We start from the raw sequence: 24,389 nt of genomic DNA on the forward strand, positions 1-24,389 counted from the left end.
CTTTTCATTCGGCGGCCACCCCTTCGAGGCGGTCTTCCAATTCGTCCGCCGCCTGATGCAGGGCGGCCAAAGTTGCGGCATCGGGTTGCCAATAGTTGCGGTCCGAAGCCTCCAGCAGTTTTTGCGCCATGCGGTTGGAGGCCTCGGGGTTCAGCTCCGACAGGCGGCGGCGCATCGCCTCATCGGCCACAAAGGTTTCGGTCAGGCGTTGATAGACCCAAGGTTCCACCTGAGATGTCGTGGCCGACCAGCCCAGCGTGTTGGTCACTTGCGCCTCGATCTGGCGCACGCCCTCTGCGCCGTGGCGCAACAGGCCCTCGAAATACCGCGGGTTCAAACTGCGCGAGCGGGTTTCCAGCGCGACCTGATCCTTCAGCGTGCGCACGACGCCCGCGCCGCGGGTCTGGTCGCCGATATAGACCGGGGTTTCCACCCCACCCCGAGCGCGGCGGACAGCCCGGGCAATGCCGCCCAGCGTGTCGAAATAATGGTCCACCGTGGTCACGCCCAGTTCGACCGATTCCAGGTTCTGATAGGCCAGGTCGACCTTGGCCAGCGCCGCACCCAGCAGGGCGCGTTGGGCCTGGGGCTTGCCCTTGACGCCATAAGCAAAGCCCTTGCGGCTTTCATAGGCGTCGGCCAGCTCGTCTTCGGCGCCAAAGGCCGACGAGCCCACCAGCACATTCACATTCGACCCATAGGCGCCCTCGGCATTGGAAAACACCCGCAGGCTGGCGGTTTCCAGATCGCAACCCAGCTCTGCCATCTGTTCCAAAGCATGAGCGCGCAGGAAGTTCTGGCTCAGCGGCTCATCGGCGCTGGCCGCCTTGAAGGCCGCCTCGGCCAGCATCCGGGTTTGCAAGGGCAGAAGGTCGCGGAAAATGCCCGACAGGGTGATGACCACGTCGATGCGCGGGCGGCCAAGTTCGGCCAAGGGGATCAGGTCGGCGCCCGCCAACCGGCCATAGCTGTCAAACCGCGGCCGCGCGCCCATCAGGGCCAGGGCCTGCGCAATTGGCCCGCCATCCGACTTGATGCTGTCCGAGCCCCAAAGCACCAAAGCCACGGCATGAGGCAAGGACTTGTGCGCGTCGATCAGGCGGCGGGCCTGTTCGGCGCCGTCCTTCAGAGCATGGGCGGTGGGCATCCGGAACGGGTCAAAGGCGTGGATATTGCGGCCCGTCGGCAGGATCTCGGGGCTGCGGATCAGATCGCCGCCCGGAACCGGCTTGGTGAAATGCCCCCCCAGAGCGCGCAAAAGCGCCGGGATCTCGGTCTGTTGTTGCAGCGCCAGATCGGCCGCCACCGGATCGCCCGGCATAAGCGAGACCATCTCGGCCCGGGCCTCGGGCGTCATCGGCGCCCCCAGCACATGCAGCCCGTCGGTGATCAGCGCGCCTTCGGTCTCCAGCAGTTTGGACCACAGCGTATCGGGCGCGCCCACCAGATCGACCGCCTTGGCCTGTTCGGTGATCGTCTGGCCCAGGCCCTCGCGCTCGGGGTCGTCGGGGGGCAGGGCGCGATACCGCTGCAGCGAATCCTTCAGCTCTGCCAGGCCCTTATACAGGCCCGACCGCGCCAGTGGCGGCGTCAGATGCGACACCGTCACCGCATTTGACCGCCGCTTGGCCAAAGTCGCCTCGGAGGGGTTGTTGGCGGCATACAGATAGATGTTGGGCAGGTTGCCGATCAGCCGGTCGGGCCAGCAGGTCCCGCCCACGCCCGCCTGACGGCCCGGCATGAACTCCAACGCGCCATGCATCCCGAAGTGCAGTAGGGCATCGGCGGCGAAATCCTCGCGCAGCCAGGCGTAAAAGGCCGCAAAGGCATGGGTGGGCGCAAAGCCCTTTTCGAACAGCAACCGCATCGGGTCGCCCTCATAGCCAAAGACCGGCTGAAGACCGACAAAGACATTGCCGAACTGCGCGCCCAGCACATGCACGCCGCGCCCGTCGGTCTGGTGGCGGCCCGGCGCAGGACCCCAGGCGGCCTCGATATCCCCAAGCCAGCGGCAGCGCGCGACCAGGGTTGCGGCGGGAATGGTGACGGCAACATTGGCCGGCTGGCCATGGCGTTTGGCATTGCCGCCCAGCACCGCTTCGCGCAAGGCCGCCACGCTGTCGGGGGGCGTCAGGGCGTAGCCCTCGGCGGCCATGGCGTGCAAAGTGTTGAAAAGGCTTTCAAAGACCCCCAGATAGGCCGCCGTGCCCGCAGCCCCCGCATTGGGCGGAAAGCCGTAAAGCACGATGCCCACGCGGCGCTCGGCCACCTGACTGCGCCGCAGCAAGGCCAGCCGCAAGACCTTGTCGGCCAGGGCCTCGATGCGTTCGTGGCAGGGCGCCATGGACCGCGCCAGCACGCCTTCGGGCCGGCAGCGGCGGGCGCAAGCATCGCAGCCCTCGGCCCCGTGACGCCCGGCGAACACCGTGGGATTGGTCGCGCCGTCGATCTCGGGCAGGGCGATCAGCATGGTCGTTTCGATGGGCGAAAGCCCGCCCGAACTGTCGCCCCATTGGCCCAGCGTCTGAAACTCCAGCGGATGTGCGGCGATATAGGGCACGTCCAGATCGGCCAGAACCTGAACCGCGGCGGCGCTGTCGTTATAGGCAGGCCCCCCCACCAGCGAAAACCCGGTGACAGAGACCAAAGCGTCGATGCGCCCGGCCAGATGCGCGCTGATCGCAGGCCGCCCGTCCAGTCCCGCGGCAAAGACCGGCAGAACCGCCATGCCCTTCGCCTCGAACCCGGTGATGACGGCGTCATAATGCGCCGTGTCGCCCGCCAGAATATAGGACCGCAGCATCAACAGCCCGACCGTCGCCTTGGGCACCCGCGGCCGAGGCAGGGCCTGGGGATCGGTCGTCACGCGGCCCGCGATATCGGGATGGTAAAGCCCCACATCCGGATGGTCGACCGGCGCCTGAGCCTTGATGCGCGCCCAATCCCGGTTGCCGGAATAGCGCCCGACCAAAAAGCGGATCATCTCGCGGATATTCTCGTCCGACCCGCCCAGCCAATATTGCATCGACAGGAACCAGGCGCGCAGGTCCTGCGCCTTGCCCGGCAAAAAGCGCAAGATCTTGGGCAGACGTTTCAGCATCGCCATCTGACGCTCGCCCGATTCGGCGGAATTCCCCTTGGCGGGCTTCAGCTTTTTCAACAGCCCCATGACCGTGCTGTCGGGCTTGCCCATCTCCAGATCGCCCATCCGGGTCAGTTTGACGATCTGCGGATCGCAGATCATGCCGACCAAAGCATCGACCCGCGGCCTTGCGGCCTCAAGATCGGGCAGGATCGGAAGGATATGCTCTTCCATGAACAAAAGGTTGGCCAGGATGATGTCGGCGCGGGCGATGTCCTCGCGCGCCCGGTCCAGCGCGGCGGGGTTTTCGGCCCATTCGGCGGCGGCATGGATGGTGACGACCAGGCCCGGCAGATCGGAGGCCAACCGCGCCTCGGCCCGCAGCGCAGGACCCGCCGCATGGGCATCCAGCGTCAGGATGACGAAACGATAGGCTTTGGGGGTCATCTCATCGCGCATAATGGGCCTTGGCCTCGTAAAGCGTTTCGACGGTGATGGCGGTGACGCCTTTGCTGGTGGCGTAGGCTTCGGTGTTGCGCCGCGCCTTGGGGCGGACAAAGAAGGGGATCTTCTTCAACTCGCGCTCGGCCGCAGGAGTCCAGTGCTGGGTCTCGTCTTTCATACTGATAGAAATATTCCGGGGTTCGGGGCAGAGCCCCGAGGGGTCCACGGGCGCCACGGGTTCCGGACGGGCTGTGGCCTTGGCCCCATGATGGCTGGCCCCGGCGCCGTCGTGGAACTCGGGGTCCTCGCGGAACATGGTCAGAAGATGTTCCTCCAGCCCCATGACCAGCGGATGCACCCAGGTGTCAAAGATCACATTGGCGCCCTCAAAGCCCATTTGGGGCGCATAGCGGGCCGGAAAGTCCTGGACATGGACCGGCGCGGAAATCACCGCGCAGGGGATGCCCATGCGCTTGCCCATGTGACGCTCCATCTGGGTGCCAAGGATCATCTCGGGGGCGGCTTCGGCGATGGCGGCTTCGACCTCCAGGTAATCATCGGTGATCAGCGCGGTCAGGCCCATCTGTGTGGCCAAGGCCCGCATCGGCCGGGCGAATTCGCGGTTGAAACAGCCCAGGCCCACGACGGTAAAGCCGATCTCTTGCGATGCGATGCGGGCCGCGGCCATGGCGTGTGTCGCATCGCCAAAGATGAAGACCCGCTTGCCGGTCAGATAGGTGCTGTCAACCGAGGCCGACCACCACGGAAGCCGCAAGCCATCCTCAGGGATGCGCGGCGAAAGCCCTGTGATTTCAGCCACTTCGGCCAGAAAATCCCGGGTCGCGCCGACGCCGATCGGGATGGTTTTCGTATAGGGCTGGGCATGGGTCTTTTCCAGCCAGCGGGCGGCGCTTTCGCCGGTTTCGGGGTAAAGCAGCACGTTGAAATGGGCGGCGGGCATCCGGGCGATATCGGCCGGCGTCGCGTTCAAGGGCGCGCAGACATTGACCTTGATCCCCATGGCGGCCAGCGCCCGGGTCACTTCGGTCACGTCATCGCGGTGGCGAAAGCCCAAAGCGGTCGCGCCCAGAAGATTGCAGGTGATCGCCTCGGTCCGGGCTTGGGGGCGCGACAGGTGGCGCACAATCTGCAAGAAGGTCTCGTCGGCGCCAAAGTTCTCTTTGCGCGAGTAAGAGGGCAGGTCCAAGGGGATCACCGGGCAATCAAGACCCAAAGTCTCGGCCAGGCCGCCGGGGTCGTCCTGGATCAGCTCTGCGGTGCAAGAGGCGCCGACGATCATCGCCTGAGGCCGGAACCGGTCATGTGCGGCCCGGACCGAGTCCTTGAACAGCCCCGCCGTATCGGCGCCCAGGTCGCGGGCCTGAAAGGTCGTATAGCTGACGGGAGGCCGCGCGCCGCGCCGTTCGATCATCGTGAACAGCAGGTCGGCATAGGTGTCGCCCTGCGGCGCGTGCAGCACGTAATGCAGCCCCTCCATCGCGGTCGCCACGCGCATCGCGCCGACATGGGGCGGGCCTTCATAGGTCCAAAGCGTCAGCTTCATCTTTGGCCCTCCAGCAAGGTTTTGCGCCGCAAGGGCCGGGCGAAAAGCGACGCGAGGTCGCCGGCCTGTTCGTAAAAATGCACCGGCGAGAAGACCAGTTCGATGGCCCATTTCGTCGTGAAGCCTTGGGATTCCAGTGGGTTGGCCAGGCCAAGGCCGCAGACGGTCAGGTCGGGTTTCGCGGCCGCCAACCGGTCCAGCTGCAGGTCGACATCTTGGCCTTCCGAAAGCACTGTCTGCGGCAGAAGGTCCAGTTCCGGCCCCATCAGCTCGCGGTGCAGATAGGGGGTGCCGACCTCCAAGGGCCGCATGCCACATTCGCGGGCGAGGAAGCGGGCCAGGGGAATTTCCATCTGGCTGTCGGGAAAGAAGAAGATCGACTTGCCGCGCAGGGTCTCTGTCGCGGCGGCCACCGCTTTGCGGGCGCGGGCGCGGGGGGCTGCGGTGACGGCGTCAAAGACCGCATCCGTCACGCCGAAAGAGGTCGCGATGGCGCGCAGCCAGGCGGTCGTGCCCTCTTCGCCAAAGGGGAAGGGGGCGGCGATATGCTGCGCACCCCGCCGCAAAAGCGCCGCATGGGTGGCGCCGAGGAAGGGTTGCACCAGGGCGAAACGGGTGTTCGGGCCCACGGCGGCGGTATCTGCGACCCGGCGCGCGGGCAGCAACCGCAGCGGGCCAATCCCCATCGCGGTCAAGAGCGCCACCATCTGATCCTCGACCACATCGGGCAGGGCGCCGACCAACAGCAATTCGGCCGCCTCGGTCGCAGGCAGGGCGGGGACCATGGCGGCCAGCGCCGCATCCTCGCCCTCGGTGAAGGTCGTCTCGATCCCGGAACCGGAGTAGTTCAGCACCTGAACCCGGCCCGCATGTTGGGCGTTCAACCGTTCGGCCGCGCGGGCCAGGTCCAGCTTGATGACTTCGGACGGGCAAGAGCCCACCAGGAACAGCCGCCGGATATCGGGACGGCGCGCGATCAGGCGGGCCACCTCGCGGTCAAGTTCGACATTGGCATCGGCCAGACCCGCCAGATCCTTTTCCTCCAGGATCGCGGTGCCGAAACGCGGCTCGGCAAAGATCATCACGCCCGCCGCCGCCTGCAACAGATGGGCGCAGGTGCGTGAGCCGACGACCAGAAAGAAGGAATCAGGCATCTTGCGGTGCAGCCAGATGATTCCCGTCAATCCGCAGAAAACCTCGCGCTGGCCGCGCTCTTTCAGGACGGGGACGTCGCGGCAGCCGGTGGGAAGATCAAGGCTCATGCCAGACCTCCCAACCGCGCCTGGCGCAGTTTCAAGATGAATTGCGTCGCGTTGATCGCATAGGCGGCATAGGCGGACAGGGCCACCCACATCAGCGTCACAGGCGCCATCCCGGTCGCAAGGCCAATGACATAGGCGCCATGCAAGCCTATGACAGCAAAGGAAAACACATCCTCCCAAAAGAAGGCGGGCGCAAAGAGATACTGGCCGAACACGACCTTTTCCCAGATGGCGCCCGTCACCATGATCGTGGCCAGAAGCGCGGTTTTCACCAGGATCGAGGCCGTGGCCGCGTCATAGGCCTGACCGGTCGCCAGATACCAGACCACCAGGGCCAAAGAGACGGCAAAGGCCAGGAATTGCAGCGGCGCCAGAATCCCCTGAACCAGGGTCCATTTCGTCGCATCCCGCCGGGCCCTTTGATCGGCCGTGTAAAGCGGGCGAGGTGCTGCTTGCGTCCGAAGGCTGGTTTTCGCTTGTGTCACCGACATGAAAGGCCGCCTCCCCCTGACAGTGTCCTTACGATCAAGTTAACGGGGAACGATGAACTGTCAACCTAAACTTACACAACCTGCAGCGCGCCCTGCGGGGGATTGCGGCCTTCTGTCGCGGGTGACGGGCAGGCAGTTTGTCTTAAGTCTATGATATAGAACGAATACCCGTCCGGCCGTGGCAAAGTTTCAGCAATATGTCTATTTTGGTGGACATTTTGCCCCGACTGATGTGTCATGTTGGGCAAGAGGACGGATTTCCTTTCACCTCTCTTGCATGCTAGTCATGACTGGCCTGCGGGAGCTTTCCCTCAGGGTCGTCATGCGCGACGTCGGCACCATCTGTGAAGACACCACGGTCGAGCGGCCCACCCGCTGCACCGAGGGCTTGGCTTTCGAGGTGATCCACCGACTGATCGCATCCAGGAAATCGGGAGCCCTGCGCGTGCTGGATCATCTGGTCGACCAACTGGCCTCTGCCGCCTGTGGCCCGGACCCGGCGCTGGCGGGGGCCGTCGAGCAGTTGCGCCAAGCCCATGTGACCGATTTTGCGCTGGTCTGCGATTATATCCCCGAGGCCGCAAGGCGGCTGGGCGAGGGCTGGCAGGACGACACGCGCAGCTTCATGGATGTGACCATGGGCGTGGCGCGGCTGACCGATCTTCTGCGCGAGGTCGGCGGAGAGTGGAAGGGCGATGATGCCGAAGTGGCCGGGCGCCCTTCGGTTCTGTTGATCGTGCCGCCCGGAGAGCAGCATACGCTGGGCGCCTCGGTTCTGGCCTGCCGGATGCGCCATCTCGGCGTTTCGGTTTGCCTGCGGATCGGGCCCGCGCTCAGCGACCTTGCGACGCTGGTGGCGACGCGGGGCTTTGTCGGCGCCATGGTGACGCTGTCGCATCGCGAAAAGGCCGAAAGCTGCGCTGTTTTGGTGCGCGCGCTGCGGACTTTGGGCAAGGGGGGGCTGCCGGTTGCCCTTGGGGGCGCTGCGGTCGAAGACACGCCCAACCTGATGGACCTGACCGGGGCCGATCTGGTGACCAATGTCTTGGAGGAGGCTTTGGCCCATTTTAACGTGAAGGCAGAACAAAAGACTTGACGAGGGGATGGAGAGACGGACTAGGCAAATGGGACGATTGAAAGAAAGGCACTGATGTGACCTCGGACAACGCAGAGACGATGGATGCCGGAAAGTTGCAGGACTTTCCGCAAGACCTGCTTTTCCAGGCGGTATCGCAAGCCTTCGACATATCGCTGACCATTTCACCGGATCTGACGGTGCTGGATGCGACGGGCATGCCCCATGTGGCGCTGGCCGTGGCCGGGTGGCGGGGCAAGCCGCTGCTGGACCTTTTCGCCCGCGACAGCCGGCGCAAGCTGGAAACCCGGCTGGCTGATCCCGGCATCGGGCCCTTTCATCTGGAATTGAACCACGACCCCTCTTCGGGCGTTGATCTGCCGATGCGCTATACGCTGACGCGGCTTGGCGGGCGGGGGGCGGTGCTTTTGCTGGGCCGCGACCTGCGCCCCATGGCCGAGGTTCAGCAACGCCTGATCGAGGCGCAATTGGCATTGCAGCGCGACCACGAGGCCGGGCGCGAGATCGAGACGCGCTACCGCGTGCTGATGGAGGCCAACGGCGCCCCCATCGTCATCATCTCGACCACCACGGGGCGGATCGTCGATGCCAACAAGGCCGCACTGGAGATGATCGGGGCCGCGCGGGGGGATCTGATCGACTCCCCCGCAGCCCAGGAATTCGAGGGGCGCCGCCGCGGCGAGTTCCTGGAAAGTCTGACCCGTGCCGCCACGGCCGAGACCCCGGGCACCGTCGAACTTTCGGTCCGTCGCACGCGCAAGCGCATCCAGGTGGCGCCGACGCTGTTTCGGGCGGCGGGCGACAAGCTGTTGATGTGCCGCATCGACCTGTCCGAGGATGCCCGCGCCCAGCATGACGAATTGGGCAGCGCGCTGAACCGGCTGTTTCAGACCGGCGTCGACGGCATGGTGTTTTTGGACGGCGACGGGGTGATCAAGGCCACGAACGAGGCCTTCTTGAACCTGACCGACATTCCCAACACGGCCGCCGTCGTGGGCCGGTCGCTGGCGGATTTCCTGTCGCGCGGGGAAACCGACCTCAAGGTTCTGCTGGAAAACGTCAAGCGGGTCGGCCGCTTGCGCCATTATGCCACCCGGTTGAACACCGATTTCGGGGGCCAGATCGCGGTCGAGATGTCGGCCTCTTATCTGCAGGACCGCGGGCAGGGGGTGGTGGGGCTGATCATCCGCGACGCCTCGGCGGCGGAAGGCATGCGGCTTCCCGCGGGCTCGGTCGGCAACGAGGGCTTGCGCAATGTCATGCAGTTGGTCGGCTATTCGGCGCTGAAAGAGATCGTCGCCGAAACCACCGAGATCATCGAAAAGATGTGCATCGAGGCGGCTTTGGAGTTGACCGGCAACAACCGGGCGGCGGCGGCGGAGCTGCTGAGCCTGTCGCGGCAGTCGCTGTATGTGAAACTGCGCAAGTTCGGGCTTTTGGCCAAGGCCGGCAACGAATAGCGCGGGCCAGGGCTTGACCGGAACGACGGCCCCTGCGGGGGCCGTTTTCATTTGCGCCTGCCTTGGGTCGTGAAACCAGTTGCGCGACTCCGGTGTGTCATGTTTAGTTGACACATGGACACTTTCACCGCCCCTCCCCGCCTGACACCTGACCCACGCGCGGTCCTGACGCTGCTGAAGCCGATCACCTGGTTTCCGCCGATCTGGGCCTATCTGTGCGGCTCGGTTTCGGCCGGGGTGCCGATGAATTGGGGGACCGTGGTGCTGGGGATGGTGCTGGCGGGGCCGGTGGTCTGCGGCATGTCTCAGGCGGCAAACGACTGGTGCGACCGTCATGTCGATGCCGTGAACGAGCCGCATCGGCCGATCCCCTCGGGCCGTATCCCGGGGCTTTGGGGCCTGTGGATCGCGCTGGCCATGTCGGTCCTGGCCTTGGGGATTGGCGCGCTGCTGGGCACCTGGGGGTTCTGGGCGACGCTTGTGGGCGTCCTGGCGGCCTGGGCCTATTCGGCCGAGCCCATCAGGCTGAAGCGGTCGGGCTGGCTGGGGCCGGGTCTGGTGGGCCTGAGTTATGAGGGGCTGCCCTGGTTCACCGGGGCCGCGGTCCTTCTGGGCGCCGTGCCGCGGTTTGAAACCCTGATCCTGGCGCTGATCTATGCGCTTGGCGCCCATGGCATCATGACGCTGAACGATTTCAAGGCTTTGGAGGGCGACCGTCTGCATGGCGTCAGGTCCTTGCCGGTGACGTTGGGCCCGGAAGTGGCCGCCAAGGTCGCCTGCACGGTCATGGCCCTGGCGCAAGCCTTGGTCGTGGCGCTGTTGATGATCTGGGGCAAGCCCTCGCATGGGCTGGCGGTCCTGGCGCTTTTGGTCCTCCAAATCCTGGCCATGCGGGTGCTTTTGCGCGACCCCAAGGCCAAGGCGCCCTGGTATAACGGGACCGGGATCGTCCTTTACGTCACCGGCATGATGGTGACGGCTTTCGCGATAAGGGGCCTGTAACATGCTGAACTGGCTGCAAATCCTGCGCCTGGGCCTGGTGCAGATGGCGCTTGGGTCGGTCATCGTGCTGACGACCTCGACGTTGAACCGGCTGATGGTGGTGGAACTGGGTGTCGCCGCAGCCCTGCCGGGGCTTTTGGTTGCGCTGCATTACGCGGTGCAGATGAACCGGCCGAATTGGGGCTTTCGGTCCGACACCAAGGGGCAAAGGACGCGCTATATCCTGGGCGGGATGGGGGCGCTGGCGCTGGGGGCCTTTGCCGCCGCGCTTGGCCTTGTGGTGATGCAGACCGCCTTTTGGCCGGGTCTTGCCCTGTCCATCCTGGCTTACACCTGCATCGGAGGCGGGGTTGGCGCTGCGGGAACCGCGCTTTTGGCGCTTTTGGCCGCCGGAGCCGCCCCCGCGCGCCGTCCCGCCGCCGCCATGGCGACCTGGCTGATGATGATCTTCGGCATCGCCGTGACCGCGGGCGTCGTGGGCAAGCTGATCGACCCCTATTCCCCCGCCCGCCTGCTGCAGATCGTGGCCGCGGTGGGCGCCATCGCCGTCGCACTTTCGGCCCTGGCCGTCCGCGGCATCGAGGCCCGCATCCCGATGCGCCCGGCCGAGGCCACACCCTTCTGGCCCGCCCTGCGCGAGGTCTGGTCCGACCCCGCCGCCCGCGGCTTCACCGGCTTTGTCTTCCTGTCGATGACCGCCTATTTCCTGCAAGAGCTGATCCTTGAGCCCTATGCCGGCCTGGTCTTCGGCTTTAGCCCCGGCCAATCCACCGGCCTGTCGGGCGCGCAACATGGCGGTGTCTTTGTCGGCATGTTGACCGTGGGTATCCTGGCCTCGGGGCTGAAGTTCGGCACGCTGCGGGCCTGGGTGATCGGCGGTTGCCTGGGCTCGGCGCTGGCGGTGGCTGCGGTCGCGGCCTTGGGGCAAGTGGGCCTGAACCTGACCCCCGCTGTCGTCGCCATGGGGTTTTTCAACGGCGTCTTTTCGGTCGCGGCCATCGCCTCGATGATGCAGCTGGCCGGAGAGGGCCGCCCCGGCCGCGAGGGCACCCGCATGGGGCTTTGGGGTGCGGCGCAGGCGATTGCGGCGGGGTTTGGCGGGTTGATGGGGGCGGCCGCGGCCGATCTGTTGCGCCTGATCCTGCCCGCCCCGCAAGCCTTTGGCCTGGTCTTCCTGGCCGAGGCCGGGCTTTTCGTGGCCGCCGCGGCACTCGCCGCCCAGGTCATCACGCGACCCAATAGCGGGCCCGAACGTCGCCCCATCGCTGTTCCAGGAGAATGAGATGTTTGACGCTTTCGTGATCGGTGGCGGCCCCTCCGGCGCCACGGCAGCCGAGGATCTGGCCCGCGCGGGCTTCAAGGTCGCACTTCTGGACCGGGCGGGGCGGATCAAACCCTGTGGCGGCGCCATCCCGCCGCGTGCCATCGCCGATTTCGCCATCCCCGACCGGTTGATCGTGGCCAAGGTGACGACCGCCCGCATGGTCTCGCCCAAGGGTCGCGCGGTCGATATCGCCATCGAGGGCGGCTATGTCGGCATGGTCGACCGTGAGCATTTCGACGAATTCCTGCGCGAAAGGGCCGCCATGCAGGGCGCAAGCCGTCTGACCGGCACCTTCCTGCGCATCGAACGTGGCGAGAAGACCCAGGTCATCTGGCGCGACAAATCGGGGGTCGAGCGCAGCTCTGCGGCCCGCGTGGTGATCGGCGCCGATGGGGCGCGCTCTGATGTGGCCCGCGCCGAGGTGCCGGGCGGCCGCGACATCCCCTATGTCATCGCCTATCACGAGATCATCGAGGCCCCCCAGGCCGGGACCTATGACCCCAGGCGCTGCGATGTGATCTATGACGGGCGCATCTCGCCCGACTTTTATGGCTGGGTGTTTCCGCATGGTGCGACGGCTTCGGTCGGCATGGGGACGGGGGTGGATGGGGTGAACCTGAAACAGGCCACCGCCGATCTGCGCGCCGCGTCGGGACTGACGGGGTGCAAGACCCTGCGGCGTGAGGGCGCGCCCATCCCGCTGCGCCCGCTGGACCGCTGGGACAATGGCCGCGACCTGGTGCTTGCGGGCGATGCGGCGGGGGTCGTGGCGCCCTCTTCGGGCGAGGGGATCTTCTATGCCATGGCCGGGGGCAGGGCTGCGGCCACCGCGGCCCAGGCCTTTTTGCGCAGCGGTCGCGCGCGCGATCTGGCCCTGGCGCGGTCGATGTTCATGTCCGAACATGGTATGGTTTTCAAGGTCTTGCGGTCGATGCAGGATGCCTATTACAAATCCGACGACCGCCGCGAACGCTTTGTCAGCCTGTGTCACGACTTGGATGTGCAACGCCTGACCTTTGACGCCTATATGAACAAGCGGCTTGTCAAAACGCGCCCGCTCGCCCATCTGAAGATCGGGGTCAAGAACCTCATGCATCTGATGGGGCTGGTGAGACCCGAATGGTCTGGAATGGGGTCATGAATATCGCGGTCAAGGATCTGATCCCGGCCTGGGTCGAGGGGCGGTTGCAGCCTTTGGACAAGCTGGCCGTCCATCGTCAGGGGCTGCGCCATCCGGCGGTGTCGGTCTTTGTGCTGTCGGGGGCCAAGGTCCTGATCCAGCAGCGCGCCTTGGGCAAATACCATTCGGGCGGGCTTTGGGCCAACACCTGCTGCACCCATCCGCATTGGGACGAGCCGCCCTTGGCCTGTGCCACCCGCCGCCTGACCGAAGAGCTGGGGATCGAAGGCCTGACCCTGCGTCCGGTGGGCCAGGTCGAATACCGCGCCGAAGTGCCGCCCGATCTGATCGAACACGAGCTGGTCGATGTCTTTGTGGCCGATGCGCCCGAGGCTTTGCCCCTTGCGCTGAACCCCGACGAGGTCCAAGCGACCGCCTGGGTCGATCTTGACCGCTTGGACGCCGAAATCGCGGCCGAGCCCGCGCGCTTCACCCCCTGGCTGCGGATCTATCTGTCCCAGCATCGGGCTCAGATCCTTGGGCGATAGTGTCAACTTTAGTTGACGGTTTTCCCCCTTATTTGACCTGGATCAAATCCCCCTTCCGCCTGGCTGATACCCTTTCCTGACACCAGTCAGGAGGCCATCATGCGTATCCTCTTTGTCCATCCCAATTATCGCTCGGGCGGGGCCGAGATTGCGGGAACCTGGCCACCGGCCTGGGTGCCCTATCTCACCGGCGCGCTGCGCAAAGTGGGGCTGAACGACATCCATTTCATCGACGCGATGACGGAAAACCTGTCCGAAGCCGATCTGGTCGCCCGCATGACGGCGGTGGCGCCCGACCTGGTGGGGGTCACGGCCATCACCCCCTCGATCTATGCGGCCGAAGCGGTCCTGGCCCTGGCCCGCGACCACCTGCCGCAAGCGCTCCGGGTTCTGGGCGGCATCCACGCGACCTTCATGTTCCAACAGGTCCTGACCGAGGCGCCCTGGGTCGATGTCATCGTCCGCGGCGAGGGCGAAGAAATCTTGCAGGCGCTCTGCCTGGCCGTGGCCGAGGGCCGCTGGCCGCAGGCGCGGGCGGCGATCAAGGGCCTGGCCTGGCGCGAGGGCGAACAGGTCGTCTCCTCGCCGGCCGCGCCCACGATCAAGGACATCGACAGCCTCGACCCCGATTGGTCGATCCTGGACTGGAAGCGCTATATCTACATTCCCTTGAACACCCGCGTGGCCATCCCGAACATGGCGCGGGGCTGCCCCTTCACCTGTTCCTTTTGCAGCCAGTGGAAGTTCTGGCGCGACTACCGGGTGCGCGATCCAAAGAAGGTGGTGGACGAGATCGAACGGCTGGTGCGCGATCACCAGGTGGGGTTCTTCATCCTGGCGGATGAGGAGCCGACCATCAACCGCAAGAAATTCATCGCCTTTTGCCAAGAGCTGATCGACCGCGGCCTTCCCGACAAGATCAAATGGGGCATCAACACGCGGGTGACGGACATTTACCGCGACCGGGACTTGCTGTCCTTTTACCGGCGCGCGGGGTTGGTCCATGTCTCCTTGGGCACGGAGGCTGCGGCGCAACTGAAGCTGGACCTGTTCAACAAGGAAACCACCGTCGCGCAGAACAAAGAGGCGGTGCGGCTGCTGCGGGAGGCCGATATCCTGGTCGAAGCGCAATTCATCGTGGGTCTGGACAATGAGACGCCGCAGACGCTGGAGGAGACGTTCCAGATGGCCTGGGATTGGCAACCCGACCTCGCCAATTGGGCCATGTATACGCCCTGGCCCTATACGCCGCTGTTCCAGGACCTGAAGGACCAGGTCGAAATCCACGACTTCAGCAAATACAACTTCGTGACCCCGATCATGAAACCCGCCGCCATGACGCGGGGCGAGCTTTTGGACGGCGTCATGAACAACTATCGGCGGTTTTACAGCCGCAAGGCGCTGTTCAACTATCCCTGGAAAGGGTCGGGCTTTCGGCGGCGCTATCTTTTGGGCTGCCTTTGGGCCTTTTTGCGCGCGGGTTTCAAGCGCAGCTTCTATGACCTGGGCAAGAACAACTACTGGGGGCCGCAGTCCAAGGGATCGGTCGATTTCCACTTTGACGAAAGCCGCAGCGCCTTGCCTGCCGCCGATTGGGAGACCGCGGCCAGCCGTGCCGCCCGCGCGGCAGAGCGGCGCGCGGCGGTCAAGGATCAGGCCCGCGCCCGCCACCGCGAACCGGTTCTGGCATGTGGCGGCGGCGATCAGCAGATGGAGGAGTGAATGTCCGCCCTCATCGGCCCCAATGCCGTCTTGCAGCTGATCCCCTTGCTGCAGCCGGGGGTTCTGGCGCGGCTTGGGATCTCGGCTCCGCCCGACCATGGCCTGATGCCCGAAGAGCCCGCCCGCGCGCTGCATGCGGGCTTGCGTGCGACCGATCCCCAGGCGGCGGCGCTTTTGGCCGAGGCGGGGCGGCGGACGGCCGATTATATCCTGGCGCACCGGATTCCGCCCCCGGCCAAGCTGGCCCTGCGCCTGATGCCGCGGGCCTTGGCGATCCGGGCCCTGTCGCGCGCCGTGGCCCGCCATGCCTGGACCTTTGCCGGATCGGGGGCCTTTGCGGTCGAGGCGCCGGGGCGGTTTCGCCTGACGGACAACCCTTTGATCCGGGGAGAGACCGCGTCCCATCCGCTGTGTCATTGGCATGTCGCGGTGTTTCAGGGGCTGTTTCAGGCGCTGGTGTCAAAAGACCTGCACTTTGCCGAAACCCATTGCGCGGCCTGCGGTCACGCGGCCTGCCGCTTTCAGCTTTGCGGCCCGTAGCCGTTCACCAGGCTGCGCGCCGGTTTGCGGTTTTCGCGGACGGCGGTGATGGCCTCGGCGATCTGGCCCTGGCAGGTCTCGCACATCACATAGCGCACGGCGGTCGGATGGGTCTCCAGCGCCTCGGGGGCGATCCAGACCCCGCCATCCTGGCGCACCGCATTGCAGAACGAGCATTTCGCCGCCGTCGCATCATGGCGGTAATGCCAATTGCCAAAGGGTTTGACAAAGCTTTGCACGTCGCGCAGGTCATGGACCATCAGGACGCGGTTGTCCTTCATCGGCCGGATCGAAAGCTGGACCCGGCGCAGGTGGCGCGGTGAGTCGCAGCGGCAGTCCAGCTTGATTTCCTTTTGCGTCTCGAAGACCGCTTCCAGAAGGCCGATCACGGCGCTGCGGGTGTCTTCGCCGACGATATGGTCATCCAGCTTGGTCGAAAGCACCTCATTGGCCACCGCCGCAGGGCCCTGATTTTCCAATGCAAACTCGTCCCAGTCCCCGCCCACCCATAGGATGCGAAGCTCGCGGTCCAAGACGCAATAGGTCTGCAAGAATTTCAATCGGGGGCGTCCGGCTTGCTGCTGCTTTGCTCAGCATAACAGGTCTGCACAGATTTTGTTCAGGAATTTACACTTTTGTAACTATGTCCAACGCTATGTGGTTGTATCTGTCAAGCAAGCCTGACAACCGTGCCGGACTTGCGATTTTGCAACGTCAGACGGACCTGTCGGGCGATATCCTCGGCGGTCAGGCCCGCCATGGCATACATCTGCGCCGGAGAGGCCTGGTCGATGAAGCGGTCGGGCAGGGTCATGGTGCGGATCGCGCGGCCCCGCTCCAACTGACCCGAGGCCGCCAGATGATGCAGGACAAGCGCGCCAAAACCGCCCGTGGCGCCCTGTTCCACGGTGATCAGGCTGGGATGTTGGTCGATCAGCCGGTCGATCAGCGCGGTGTCCAGCGGCTTGGCGAACCGCGCATCGGCCACCGTGATGTCGATGCCCTCCTCCGCCAGAAGGTCGGCGGCGCGCAGGGCCTCGGACAGATGCGCACCGAAAGAGAGCACAGCCGCATGGGGGCCTTCGCGCAAGATGCGGCCGCGGCCGATTTCCAACACCTGACCCTCGCGGGGCATGTCGACGCCGGCACCCTCGCCGCGGGGATAGCGAAAGGCGATGGGGCCGGTGTCATGGGCGGCGGCGGTGGCGATCATGTGGCACAACTCGGCCTCGTCGCCCGCGGCCATCACGGTCATGTTCGGCAGGTTGGCAAGGAAGCCCACGTCAAAGGCCCCGGCATGGGTCGCGCCGTCCTGACCCACAAGCCCCGCGCGGTCGATGGCAAAGCGGACGGGCAGGTTTTGCAGGGCGACATCATGGACGATCTGGTCGTAACCCCTTTGCAGGAAAGAGGAATAAATCGCGCAGAAGGGCCGCATCCCCGCCGCCGCAAGCCCTGCGGCAAAGGTCACGCCATGCTGTTCGGCGATGCCCACGTCATAGACGCGTTTCGGAAAACGCTGCTGCATCAGGTCAAGCCCCGTGCCGCCCGGCATGGCGGCGGTGATGGCGACGATGCGGGGGTCTTTCGCGGCGGCCATGGCCAGACGTTCCGCAAAGACCGCGGTATAGCTGGGCGCATTGGAGCGCGTCTTGGCCTGCTGACCGGTCGCCACGTCGAACTTCGCGACGCCGTGGTATTTGTCATCGGCGCGCTCGGCCGGGGCATAGCCCTTGCCCTTGACGGTGGCGCAATGGATCAGCACCGGGCCGCGCGCCCGTGCCCGCACCGCGCGCAAGACCGTCATCAGTTGCCCCATGTCGTGCCCGTCGATGGGGCCGACATAGTCAAAGCCCAGTTCCTCGAACAGGGTCCCGCCGCCTGGCAGGCCAGAGACCAGCGCCCGGGCCCGGCGTGCGCCTTCGCGGATCGGGCCGGGCAGGGCGCTTTCCACGCCCTCGGCAAGCGTCCGAAACGCCGCCAGCGGCCCGGTCAGCGTGTTCAAACTCGCCTGCAGCGCACCCACGGCGGGCGCAATCGACATGTCATTGTCGTTCAGGATCACGAAAAGCCGGGTCTTCAGGTGGCCCGCGTGGTTCATCGCCTCATAGGCCATGCCGGCGGTGATGGCGCCGTCGCCGATCACGGCCACCGTATCGCCCACCGCCATCCCCAGCTGGCGCCCCTCGGCAAAGCCCAGGGCCGCGGAAATCGAAGTCGAGCTATGCGCCGCGCCAAAGGGGTCAAAGTCGCTTTCCGACCGTTTTGTGAACCCCGAAAGCCCGTCCTTTTGCCGCAGGGTCAGCATCCTGTCCCGCCGCCCGGTCAGCATTTTATGCGGATAGCACTGGTGGCCGACGTCAAAGATGATCTTGTCGCGCGGCGCGTCAAAAACGGCATGCAGCGCCACCGTCAGCTCGACCACCCCCAGCGACGAGCCCAGGTGGCCACCGGTCTGACTGACCGTCTCGATCAGCTCTTCGCGGACTTCGCCCGCCAGGCGGGTCAGTTCCGCCACCGAAAGGCCCTTCATGTCCGAAGGCCCCGAAATGCGGTCCAAGGTCGCAAACCGTGTCATCGCCATCTCCTTGGAGAAGTCCGGGTTGGGGGAAAAAGGGTGCCGCGACCCGCGCGGCACCAAGTGCCTGAAGCCATCAGGGAAGGGAACCGGGCGTGAGAAGCGCCACGGAACCGGGCAGGCTAAGGCCCGGATGAGACAGGCCGGAGGCGACCCCCGACCAAGGGGAAGGCATGGGCCGGACGCAACCCCCGGCCAAGGTTGGATGAAAGATGGGCCGGAGGGTGCCCCCACCGGCCCAAGGGTCAGGCCACGAAGGGAAGGGAAGTCGTGATCTGGCCGTAAGGTGAGGGCATCTGCTTGGACTGTTCCGGCAAAAGCTGGCCCACCCCCCAGATCACCGCGTAAAGCAGGCCCAAGGCCAGGCAGAAGGCCAAGGCCAGCCCCATCCCCTTGGCCATGTGACCCATGGCCCAGAAGGTCAACGAGGCGGACCGCTCTTCCTTGAAGTAATCGTTCATGACTTTTCCCTCAGTTCAGCGGGGCATAGCCGTGGACTTGCGCCCAGACATACCAGTTGTCGACGACCGTCCCGGTCAGCAAGATCCCGATGCCGCCGGTCAGCGTCACCAGAACCGCGCACCACCAGGCCCAGCGGTGGATGCCCTCCATCGTGGCGTTGAACCCCATGGTCCAACGCCAGAACAGCGCCGCCCGTTCCGAGGCCGTGCCGCGATCGACGATCTGTTCCAACTCTCGGTCGCCGCCAAAGCGCGACACCGCAAGGATCGTCGCCCCATGCATCGCAAACAGCAGCGCCGACCCATAAAGGAAGGCAATCGAAAGCGCGTGGAAGGGGTTGTAGAACAGATTGCCATAGGTCAGCGAGAAGTTGTTGGTCCAATCCAGGTGGCTGAAGATGCCGTAAGGCACCGCCTCGGACCAGCTTCCCATCAGCACGGGCCGGATCAGACCCAGCACCAGGAACAGCCAGATCGCGCTGGCAAAGGCCCAGCTGACATGTTTGCCCATCCCCAGGGCCTGCGCCCGCAGCCAGGTCCGCACCCACCAGGCGCAGACCGACACCAGCAGAAAGAAGGACGCGATCAGCCACAGCCCGCCCTCGGCGATGGGCGCAAAGCCCAGGCCATATTCCGGACCCGGCGGCTCCAGCGAGAACCAGAAGAGGTCGCGCAGGAAGACGGCTGGGTTCAGACCGGCCTGATGCCAATACCAGGCGCCGACCAGAAAGAACCAGATGGCGCCGGAAAACAGCGAGATCACGCCCATGGTGCCCAGATAGACGGGACCAAGTTGCGCATTGCCGAACCAGCCGGCCAGGGTGGAAAACCCGGTGGTTTTGGTGCGGTTGTGCAGCTCGACCTTCTCGGTCAGGCCCATTTCCGCGTGACCGCGCACCTGAACCTGGGTGAAGATGTTGGAATACTCAGCCATTCACGCCTCCTGCGATACCGGCCCACCACGGCAGCTGCAGCCACCAATCCCACCAGACGACCCATTGGTCGAACCAGATCGTGCCCGAGATGACGATACAGATCGCCGACCAGAAGGCCGCGTTGCAGGCCAGAAGCATCCCCAGACGGTGGATGCCCAGGGTGCCGACCGAATAGCCGATCAGGTCGCGGAAATAGGTGTCCTCGTGATCGGGAGAACGCATGGCGTTCCCCTTCTCGGGGTTCGCCGCCGACAGGATCAGACCGCCATGCAAGGCAAGCGCCAGAGCATTGGTGAAGAAAAAGCTGACGGCCAGCATATGGACGGGGTTGTAATGGAAATTCCCGAAGGTGTAGCCGGTGTTCGACACCCAGTCCAAATGGCTGAAGATGCCGTAAGGAAAGGCGTAACCCCAGGCGCCCATCAGGATCGGCCGGATGACGACCAGCGTCACATAGGCAAAGATCGCGATGCCGAAGGCTGCGGGCACATGCAGGCCCATCCCCAACTTGCGCGCGATTTCCACCTCGCGCAGGCCCCAGGACACAAAGGCACCGACCGCGCAGATCGTGATGACCTGCCACAACCCGCCCTCGCGCAGGGGGGCAAAGGAAAGCCCGGCCTCGACCGGCGGCGGGTTGATCGAAATCAGCCAGGGGTTCCAGACGCCCTGCAGCGTCGCCCCGTAAAAGATCAGGATGGTCCCCAGCATCGCGAAGAAGATCGTCGTGACGCCAAAGAAGCCGACGAAAAAGGGCCCGACCCAGAAGTCGAACAGGTTTCCGCCGACCAGCGTGCCACCCGGCACGCGGTATTTTCTCTCGAAGCTCAAGAGTGCCATGGCTCCCTCCTCGTTATGTGGAAATGCGCGGGCGACCGGGTCGCGGCCGCCCGCAGCAGAGCCTAGTTGGCGGGCATCGCAGCCGGGGCGTAGTTATACTTCGCCGAGGCGATGTCGAACCAGTTGTAGGACGGGTTCGACAACAGGACGAGGTGGATCATCGCCGCGAGCAGGAACAGGAACACGCCCTGTGCCACGAAGACGCGACGGGGATCGAAGATGAGCCAGATCTTGTAGAACTTGGACATTGTTTGATCCTCCTCAGAACCAGGGGCGCCAGATGTAGACCGCGATATGCGCGACCACAGCAATGGCAGTGAAAAGGAAAAGCCCGCTCATGTAGACCGAGTGCAATTCCTGCGCCTGATCGTCAGTGAGACCTGTGAAGCTCAGGTCAGATTTATCAGCCATTCTATCCTCCGGATGGGCAGACTGAACCGCAATCCCTGCGGCGGGGCATGGCCTAGGCGGAATGCCAGACCAAGGGTTTCCCCCGTTTTTCGGCGGGGGAGAGGGGCTGACGGGACGGGCGCGACCCGGCAGTAAGGGACTTCCGGTTTTCCGGCCGGAAGGTCGTATCGGGCCAAGTGGCCCGAAGTCGGGGTCCGGGCCTTTTACGGCCAGAAAATCATCGGCGTGATCTCGGTCGCGGTGCGGCGCGCACGGGCGATCGGACCAAGGCAGGGCATCTTGCGGTGCCACAGCGCCTGGATCAGCCAGCCCAAGGCCTCGATGGGCAGGGCAAAGACCAGGATCAGGGCGTAATAAAGGGTGAATTCCGAACGCGGCGTGCGCGCATGGTGGTCGGCGCTTTGGTCGCTCATCTTGATCCTCCCGTGGGGCCTGGGGCTTTTGCCGCGGCCGTTTGCTTGTTCTGGTCCGGCCCGTTCAGGCCGGAGACGAATTCCATGACGACCCTTTCGGCCCCCGCATCCAATGCCGCCTTTTCGGCCGCATCGCGCAGGCTGCGCGCGGCGGAAATCCGGGTCAGGACAGGATGGGTCGCGACGATGCGGTCCAGCTCGATCTGGGCATCGACATCCCAGGGGAAGTCGCGCCGCAAAGTGGCCGGGGTCGCCGCCGCAGAGTCCATATCCGACCCAAGCGGCAGGATGTGGAACAGCGCGTCGAACAGCGCGTTGCAGATTTCCTGCACCAGATAGACCGCGCCCTGATAGCCCATGAAGGGCGTCCCCGTGTGGCGGCGGATCGCAGCCCCCGGGAAAGAGGCCGCAATGAAGGTCGGTTGAGGCCCGAAGCCCCCCTTCATTTCGGCCATATAGATCTTTTCGTTGATCGACCCCATGACGACCAGGGGCTTCAACTGTTTCAGATTGGCGCGGACCTGTTCGTTGTTGGTCTTTTCGCCGGGCCTGCGCGCCGTGGCAAAGGCGCAGGGAAGCCCCATGTCCTCTTCCAGATAGGCGCGGATGCCGCGGGTATAGGTCTCATTCGCCACGATGGCAAAGGAGGCCGTGGCAAAGAAATCCTGCGTCACCGACCGCCACAGATCCCACAAGGGCTTCAGCGTCGAATGTTTCTCGACCGCGATAAAGGGCTCTGGGTCCAGGCCCAGCATCTCTCCCAGCTTGCGCAGGAAAGACGTGGTCGAGGTCATGCCGATGGGCGCTTGCAGATAGGGCTTGCCCAAGACTTCCGCGAGGCCCCGGCCAAACTCGCGATACATCACCACATTGACATCGGCATTGACCAGATGCCGCATCTCGGCCAGATGCGCGCCCAGGGGCAGCACCATATTGACCTCGGCCCCGATGCCTTCGATCAGACGGCGGATCTCGTGCAGGTCGGACGCCATGTTGAACACGCCATACATCGGCCCCAGGATATTGACGCGGGGCTTGGCGCCCGGCACTTTCGGAGCCTCGGGCGGCATCCGTCCCTTGGTCTGGCCGAATTCGGTGAACAGCCAGGTCATCGCGCGGTCGGCGGCCTGCCACTGATCCTCGTCGATGGTGCGCGGCAGGAACCGCTGGATATTGGTGCCCATGGGCGTCACGCCACCGCCGATCATCTCGGCAATCGAGCCCGTGACCACGACCGCCGGAAGCGCGGGGTCCAAAGTCTTCCAGGCCCGGCGCATGGCGCCCTCGGTGCCCTCGCGGCCCAGTTCCTCTTCGCCAAGCCCCGTGACGACAATCGGCAATTCATGCGGCGGAAGCGCGTCGGTGTAATGCAGAACCGACGTCACCGGCAGATTTTCGCAGCCCACCGGGCCGTCGATCACCACTTGCAACCCCTTGCAGGCGCAAAAGGCATAGACCGCGCCCCAATAGCCCCCGGCCCGATCATGATCCTGAACTAGCATGAGACCACCCCCATGCTTTCATACTGACGGAAATATTCCACGGGGGGTCTGGGGGGTGTGAAACCCCCCAGCTGCGACTGCAGCCGGAAAAGCGACATCATATCATCTCCTCCGCCTTGGCAGCCCGCGTCTGCTTGTCCAGTTTTTTCTGATGTGCGGCGCGGAAGTCAGGGCGCAGGTTCGGCGCGCCCTCCCAGATGCCGGCGGTATCGCCCGTGCCCACGCCGTCAAAGAAGTCCTGCATGGCCTCCATCCGGCCACGCCCCGCCATCGCGGCAGTCACGACCTGAGCCAGCGACCCAGCCCCCGCCGGACCCATCAGGGGCCGCGCCGAAATCAGGTTGGTGAAATACAGCGACGGCCGCGCCATCTCTTTGGCCTTCTGCACCAGGGGCGTCGTGCCAATCGCCAGGTCGGGATTGAAGGCCTCCATCGCGGCCAGGTCGTCTTCCAGGCTCGCGCGGTATTTCACCACCACGCCGCGCGCCTCCAGCCAGTCGCGGTCGGCCAGAGACCATTCGTTCTTCGCGCAGGCGGTGCCAACATAGGGCACCTCGGCGCCGCTTTCGATCAGCAGGCGGGCGACCAGAAGTTCGCTGCCCTCATAGCCCGAAACCGTGATGCGCCCCTTGATCGGATTGGCGGCCAAGGCCCCCTTGATCGCCGGGCCAAAGGCGTTTTGCGCGGCGGAAGGGTCGACGCCGTAAGCCTCGCCCACAGCCGCCAGCCAGGCCATCGTGCCCTCATATCCCACCGGAGCCGATCCGATCACCTTGCGCCCGGCCGCCTGAAACTCGCGGATGGACGCCGTGTAAAAGGGATGGATCGCGGCCACGACACCCGAATCCAGCGCGGAATACAACTCGCGCCATTCGCGGCAGGGCACCACGGGGCCCACCGCCAGCCCCATGGGGGCCAGCATCGCGCCGATCATCATGGGATCGGCGGGGAACATCTCTCCCAGCAGGGTCACGGTCGGGCGGTCTGACCTGCCGGCTGCGGGCGCAGGCACCGGGCCGGCCTGAATTTCCTGACGGGCATAGGCCAGCATGGCGCCGGCCAGCACATCCTTGGCCTCGGCATGGGTCGGCACACCAAAGCCCGGCACGTCGATGCCGATGATGCGCACGCCGTTGATCTCATTCGGCAAAAGCCGCAGCGGCACGCCCGAGGCGCTTGGCACGCAAAGGTTCGTCACCACCACCGCATCATAGCGCGCGGGGTCGGCCAGTTCATGCACGGCGTCGCGGATGTCTTCAAACAGCTTCCCCGTCACCAGGCTTTCCGAGTTGAAGGGCACATAACCCACCGACCGACGCGCGCCGTAAAAATGGCTGACAAAGGTCAGGCCATAGACGCAGCAAGCGCTTCCCGACAGAACCGTCGCCACCCGCCGCATCCGAAGGCCCACGCGCAGCGACCCAAAGGCCGGGCACATGGATTGCGGCTTGTCATGCGGGCCTTGCGGGTAATCGGCCTTGAAACGGTCCAGCACCTCGGCATTGCCATTGGCGCGGGCCTCTGCCTCCATGCGGTCGGCACCAGAGTGGCATCCGAAATCTTCCATCAGCGCCCCCCGATCCGACGAAGGGCT

22 protein-coding genes are annotated in these 24,389 nt (G+C 65.1%); 8 read left to right on the plus strand and 14 right to left on the minus strand.

Going from position 1 to position 24,389, the window contains the following annotated elements; genetic code table 11:
* Positions 1-4 precede the first annotated feature (4 nt).
* From NX862_RS15615 to bchF, 4 genes are read right to left on the minus strand one after another with little or no spacing between them, the layout of a single operon-like run.
* Positions 5-3,541, minus strand: coding sequence for a magnesium chelatase subunit H (locus NX862_RS15615; RefSeq protein ID WP_264494863.1), 3,537 nt, complete (start codon positions 3,539-3,541; stop codon positions 5-7).
* Complete coding sequence (bchB, locus tag NX862_RS15620) at positions 3,531-5,090, minus strand: ferredoxin:protochlorophyllide reductase (ATP-dependent) subunit B (protein ID WP_264494864.1); 1,560 nt, start codon at positions 5,088-5,090, stop codon at positions 3,531-3,533. The genes NX862_RS15615 and bchB overlap by 11 nt, the downstream gene beginning before the upstream one ends.
* Positions 5,087-6,352 (minus strand): ferredoxin:protochlorophyllide reductase (ATP-dependent) subunit N, encoded by a 1,266-nt coding sequence (locus NX862_RS15625; protein WP_264494865.1) that lies wholly within the window; start codon positions 6,350-6,352, stop codon positions 5,087-5,089. The genes bchB and NX862_RS15625 overlap by 4 nt, the downstream gene beginning before the upstream one ends.
* Positions 6,349-6,843, minus strand: coding sequence for a 2-vinyl bacteriochlorophyllide hydratase (bchF, locus tag NX862_RS15630; RefSeq protein ID WP_264494866.1), 495 nt, complete (start codon positions 6,841-6,843; stop codon positions 6,349-6,351). The genes NX862_RS15625 and bchF overlap by 4 nt, the downstream gene beginning before the upstream one ends.
* Before the next feature lie 277 nt (positions 6,844-7,120).
* Between bchF and NX862_RS15635 the strand changes: the two genes are divergently transcribed.
* The 8 genes from NX862_RS15635 (at position 7,121) to bchJ (ending at position 15,655) form a co-directional block, all read left to right on the plus strand.
* Positions 7,121-7,939, plus strand: coding sequence for a hypothetical protein (locus tag NX862_RS15635; protein WP_264494867.1), 819 nt, complete (start codon positions 7,121-7,123; stop codon positions 7,937-7,939).
* Between the two features lie 56 nt (positions 7,940-7,995).
* The gene (gene ppsR, locus NX862_RS15640) at positions 7,996-9,399 is read left to right on the plus strand and encodes a transcriptional regulator PpsR (protein ID WP_264494868.1); all 1,404 of its coding nucleotides are present in this window, start codon (positions 7,996-7,998) and stop codon (positions 9,397-9,399) included.
* Positions 9,400-9,513: 114 nt separating this feature from the next.
* A complete protein-coding gene (gene chlG / locus NX862_RS15645; protein ID WP_264494869.1) occupies positions 9,514-10,401 on the plus strand; it encodes a chlorophyll synthase ChlG in 888 nt (295 codons plus the stop codon).
* Between the two features lies 1 nt (position 10,402).
* Positions 10,403-11,683: a BCD family MFS transporter gene (locus NX862_RS15650; RefSeq protein WP_264494870.1), complete on the plus strand. Its 1,281-nt coding sequence runs from the start codon at positions 10,403-10,405 to the stop codon at positions 11,681-11,683.
* A 1-nt stretch (position 11,684) separates the two neighbouring features.
* On the plus strand, positions 11,685-12,866 hold the full coding sequence (locus NX862_RS15655) for a geranylgeranyl diphosphate reductase (protein WP_264494871.1): 1,182 nt from the start codon (positions 11,685-11,687) through the stop codon (positions 12,864-12,866).
* Positions 12,863-13,393 (plus strand): isopentenyl-diphosphate Delta-isomerase, encoded by a 531-nt coding sequence (locus NX862_RS15660; RefSeq protein ID WP_264494872.1) that lies wholly within the window; start codon positions 12,863-12,865, stop codon positions 13,391-13,393. Before NX862_RS15655 ends, NX862_RS15660 begins: the two co-directional genes overlap by 4 nt.
* Positions 13,394-13,492: 99 nt before the next feature.
* Positions 13,493-15,115, plus strand: coding sequence for a magnesium-protoporphyrin IX monomethyl ester anaerobic oxidative cyclase (gene bchE, locus NX862_RS15665; RefSeq protein ID WP_264494873.1), 1,623 nt, complete (start codon positions 13,493-13,495; stop codon positions 15,113-15,115).
* Complete coding sequence (gene bchJ, locus NX862_RS15670) at positions 15,116-15,655, plus strand: bacteriochlorophyll 4-vinyl reductase (protein WP_264494874.1); 540 nt, start codon at positions 15,116-15,118, stop codon at positions 15,653-15,655.
* Here bchJ and NX862_RS15675 read toward each other — a convergent pair.
* The 10 genes from NX862_RS15675 to bchY form a co-directional block, all read right to left on the minus strand.
* Entirely contained in the window at positions 15,637-16,215 is a 579-nt protein-coding gene (locus tag NX862_RS15675) for a hypothetical protein (protein WP_264494875.1), read from the minus strand. The two genes, bchJ and NX862_RS15675, sit on opposite strands and share 19 nt — an antisense overlap.
* A gap of 110 nt (positions 16,216-16,325) precedes the next feature.
* Positions 16,326-18,239, minus strand: coding sequence for a 1-deoxy-D-xylulose-5-phosphate synthase (dxs, locus tag NX862_RS15680; RefSeq protein ID WP_264494876.1), 1,914 nt, complete (start codon positions 18,237-18,239; stop codon positions 16,326-16,328).
* A 239-nt stretch (positions 18,240-18,478) separates the two neighbouring features.
* Complete coding sequence (gene pufX, locus NX862_RS15685; protein WP_264494877.1) at positions 18,479-18,694, minus strand: RC-LH1 core complex protein PufX; 216 nt, start codon at positions 18,692-18,694, stop codon at positions 18,479-18,481.
* Positions 18,695-18,704: 10 nt separating this feature from the next.
* Positions 18,705-19,628 (minus strand): photosynthetic reaction center subunit M, encoded by a 924-nt coding sequence (pufM, locus tag NX862_RS15690; RefSeq protein ID WP_264494878.1) that lies wholly within the window; start codon positions 19,626-19,628, stop codon positions 18,705-18,707.
* A complete protein-coding gene (pufL, locus tag NX862_RS15695; protein WP_264494879.1) occupies positions 19,621-20,469 on the minus strand; it encodes a photosynthetic reaction center subunit L in 849 nt (282 codons plus the stop codon). Before pufL ends, pufM begins: the two co-directional genes overlap by 8 nt.
* A gap of 62 nt (positions 20,470-20,531) precedes the next feature.
* On the minus strand, positions 20,532-20,717 hold the full coding sequence (pufA, locus tag NX862_RS15700; RefSeq protein ID WP_264494880.1) for a light-harvesting antenna LH1, alpha subunit: 186 nt from the start codon (positions 20,715-20,717) through the stop codon (positions 20,532-20,534).
* A 13-nt stretch (positions 20,718-20,730) separates the two neighbouring features.
* Positions 20,731-20,880 carry a light-harvesting antenna LH1, beta subunit gene (gene pufB / locus NX862_RS15705; protein WP_264494881.1) on the minus strand — a complete coding sequence of 50 codons (150 nt, stop codon included), beginning with the start codon at positions 20,878-20,880 and terminating at the stop codon, positions 20,731-20,733.
* Between the two features lie 203 nt (positions 20,881-21,083).
* Complete coding sequence (gene pufQ / locus NX862_RS15710; RefSeq protein WP_264494882.1) at positions 21,084-21,293, minus strand: cytochrome PufQ; 210 nt, start codon at positions 21,291-21,293, stop codon at positions 21,084-21,086.
* Entirely contained in the window at positions 21,290-22,795 is a 1,506-nt protein-coding gene (gene bchZ / locus NX862_RS15715) for a chlorophyllide a reductase subunit Z (protein WP_264494883.1), read from the minus strand. The genes pufQ and bchZ overlap by 4 nt, the downstream gene beginning before the upstream one ends.
* A 97-nt stretch (positions 22,796-22,892) precedes the next feature.
* Positions 22,893-24,362, minus strand: coding sequence for a chlorophyllide a reductase subunit Y (gene bchY / locus NX862_RS15720; RefSeq protein ID WP_264494884.1), 1,470 nt, complete (start codon positions 24,360-24,362; stop codon positions 22,893-22,895).
* Positions 24,363-24,389: the final 27 nt, after the last annotated feature.

Source organism: Stagnihabitans lacustris (assembly GCF_025950525.1).
Lineage (GTDB): Bacteria > Pseudomonadota > Alphaproteobacteria > Rhodobacterales > Rhodobacteraceae > Stagnihabitans.

Coding starts and splice junctions, on each gene's coding strand:
- NX862_RS15615 (WP_264494863.1), bottom strand. CDS start 3,541: ATGCGCGATGAGATGACCCCCAAAGCCTATCGTTTCGTCATCCTGACG.
- bchB (WP_264494864.1), bottom strand. CDS start 5,090: ATGAAGCTGACGCTTTGGACCTATGAAGGCCCGCCCCATGTCGGCGCG.
- NX862_RS15625 (WP_264494865.1), bottom strand. CDS start 6,352: ATGAGCCTTGATCTTCCCACCGGCTGCCGCGACGTCCCCGTCCTGAAA.
- bchF (WP_264494866.1), bottom strand. CDS start 6,843: ATGTCGGTGACACAAGCGAAAACCAGCCTTCGGACGCAAGCAGCACCT.
- NX862_RS15635 (WP_264494867.1), top strand. CDS start 7,121: ATGCTAGTCATGACTGGCCTGCGGGAGCTTTCCCTCAGGGTCGTCATG.
- chlG (WP_264494869.1), top strand. CDS start 9,514: ATGGACACTTTCACCGCCCCTCCCCGCCTGACACCTGACCCACGCGCG.
- NX862_RS15650 (WP_264494870.1), top strand. CDS start 10,403: ATGCTGAACTGGCTGCAAATCCTGCGCCTGGGCCTGGTGCAGATGGCG.
- NX862_RS15655 (WP_264494871.1), top strand. CDS start 11,685: ATGTTTGACGCTTTCGTGATCGGTGGCGGCCCCTCCGGCGCCACGGCA.
- NX862_RS15660 (WP_264494872.1), top strand. CDS start 12,863: ATGAATATCGCGGTCAAGGATCTGATCCCGGCCTGGGTCGAGGGGCGG.
- bchE (WP_264494873.1), top strand. CDS start 13,493: ATGCGTATCCTCTTTGTCCATCCCAATTATCGCTCGGGCGGGGCCGAG.
- bchJ (WP_264494874.1), top strand. CDS start 15,116: ATGTCCGCCCTCATCGGCCCCAATGCCGTCTTGCAGCTGATCCCCTTG.
- dxs (WP_264494876.1), bottom strand. CDS start 18,239: ATGGCGATGACACGGTTTGCGACCTTGGACCGCATTTCGGGGCCTTCG.
- pufX (WP_264494877.1), bottom strand. CDS start 18,694: ATGAACGATTACTTCAAGGAAGAGCGGTCCGCCTCGTTGACCTTCTGG.
- pufM (WP_264494878.1), bottom strand. CDS start 19,628: ATGGCTGAGTATTCCAACATCTTCACCCAGGTTCAGGTGCGCGGTCAC.
- pufL (WP_264494879.1), bottom strand. CDS start 20,469: ATGGCACTCTTGAGCTTCGAGAGAAAATACCGCGTGCCGGGTGGCACG.
- pufA (WP_264494880.1), bottom strand. CDS start 20,717: ATGTCCAAGTTCTACAAGATCTGGCTCATCTTCGATCCCCGTCGCGTC.
- pufB (WP_264494881.1), bottom strand. CDS start 20,880: ATGGCTGATAAATCTGACCTGAGCTTCACAGGTCTCACTGACGATCAG.
- pufQ (WP_264494882.1), bottom strand. CDS start 21,293: ATGAGCGACCAAAGCGCCGACCACCATGCGCGCACGCCGCGTTCGGAA.
- bchZ (WP_264494883.1), bottom strand. CDS start 22,795: ATGCTAGTTCAGGATCATGATCGGGCCGGGGGCTATTGGGGCGCGGTC.
- bchY (WP_264494884.1), bottom strand. CDS start 24,362: ATGGAAGATTTCGGATGCCACTCTGGTGCCGACCGCATGGAGGCAGAG.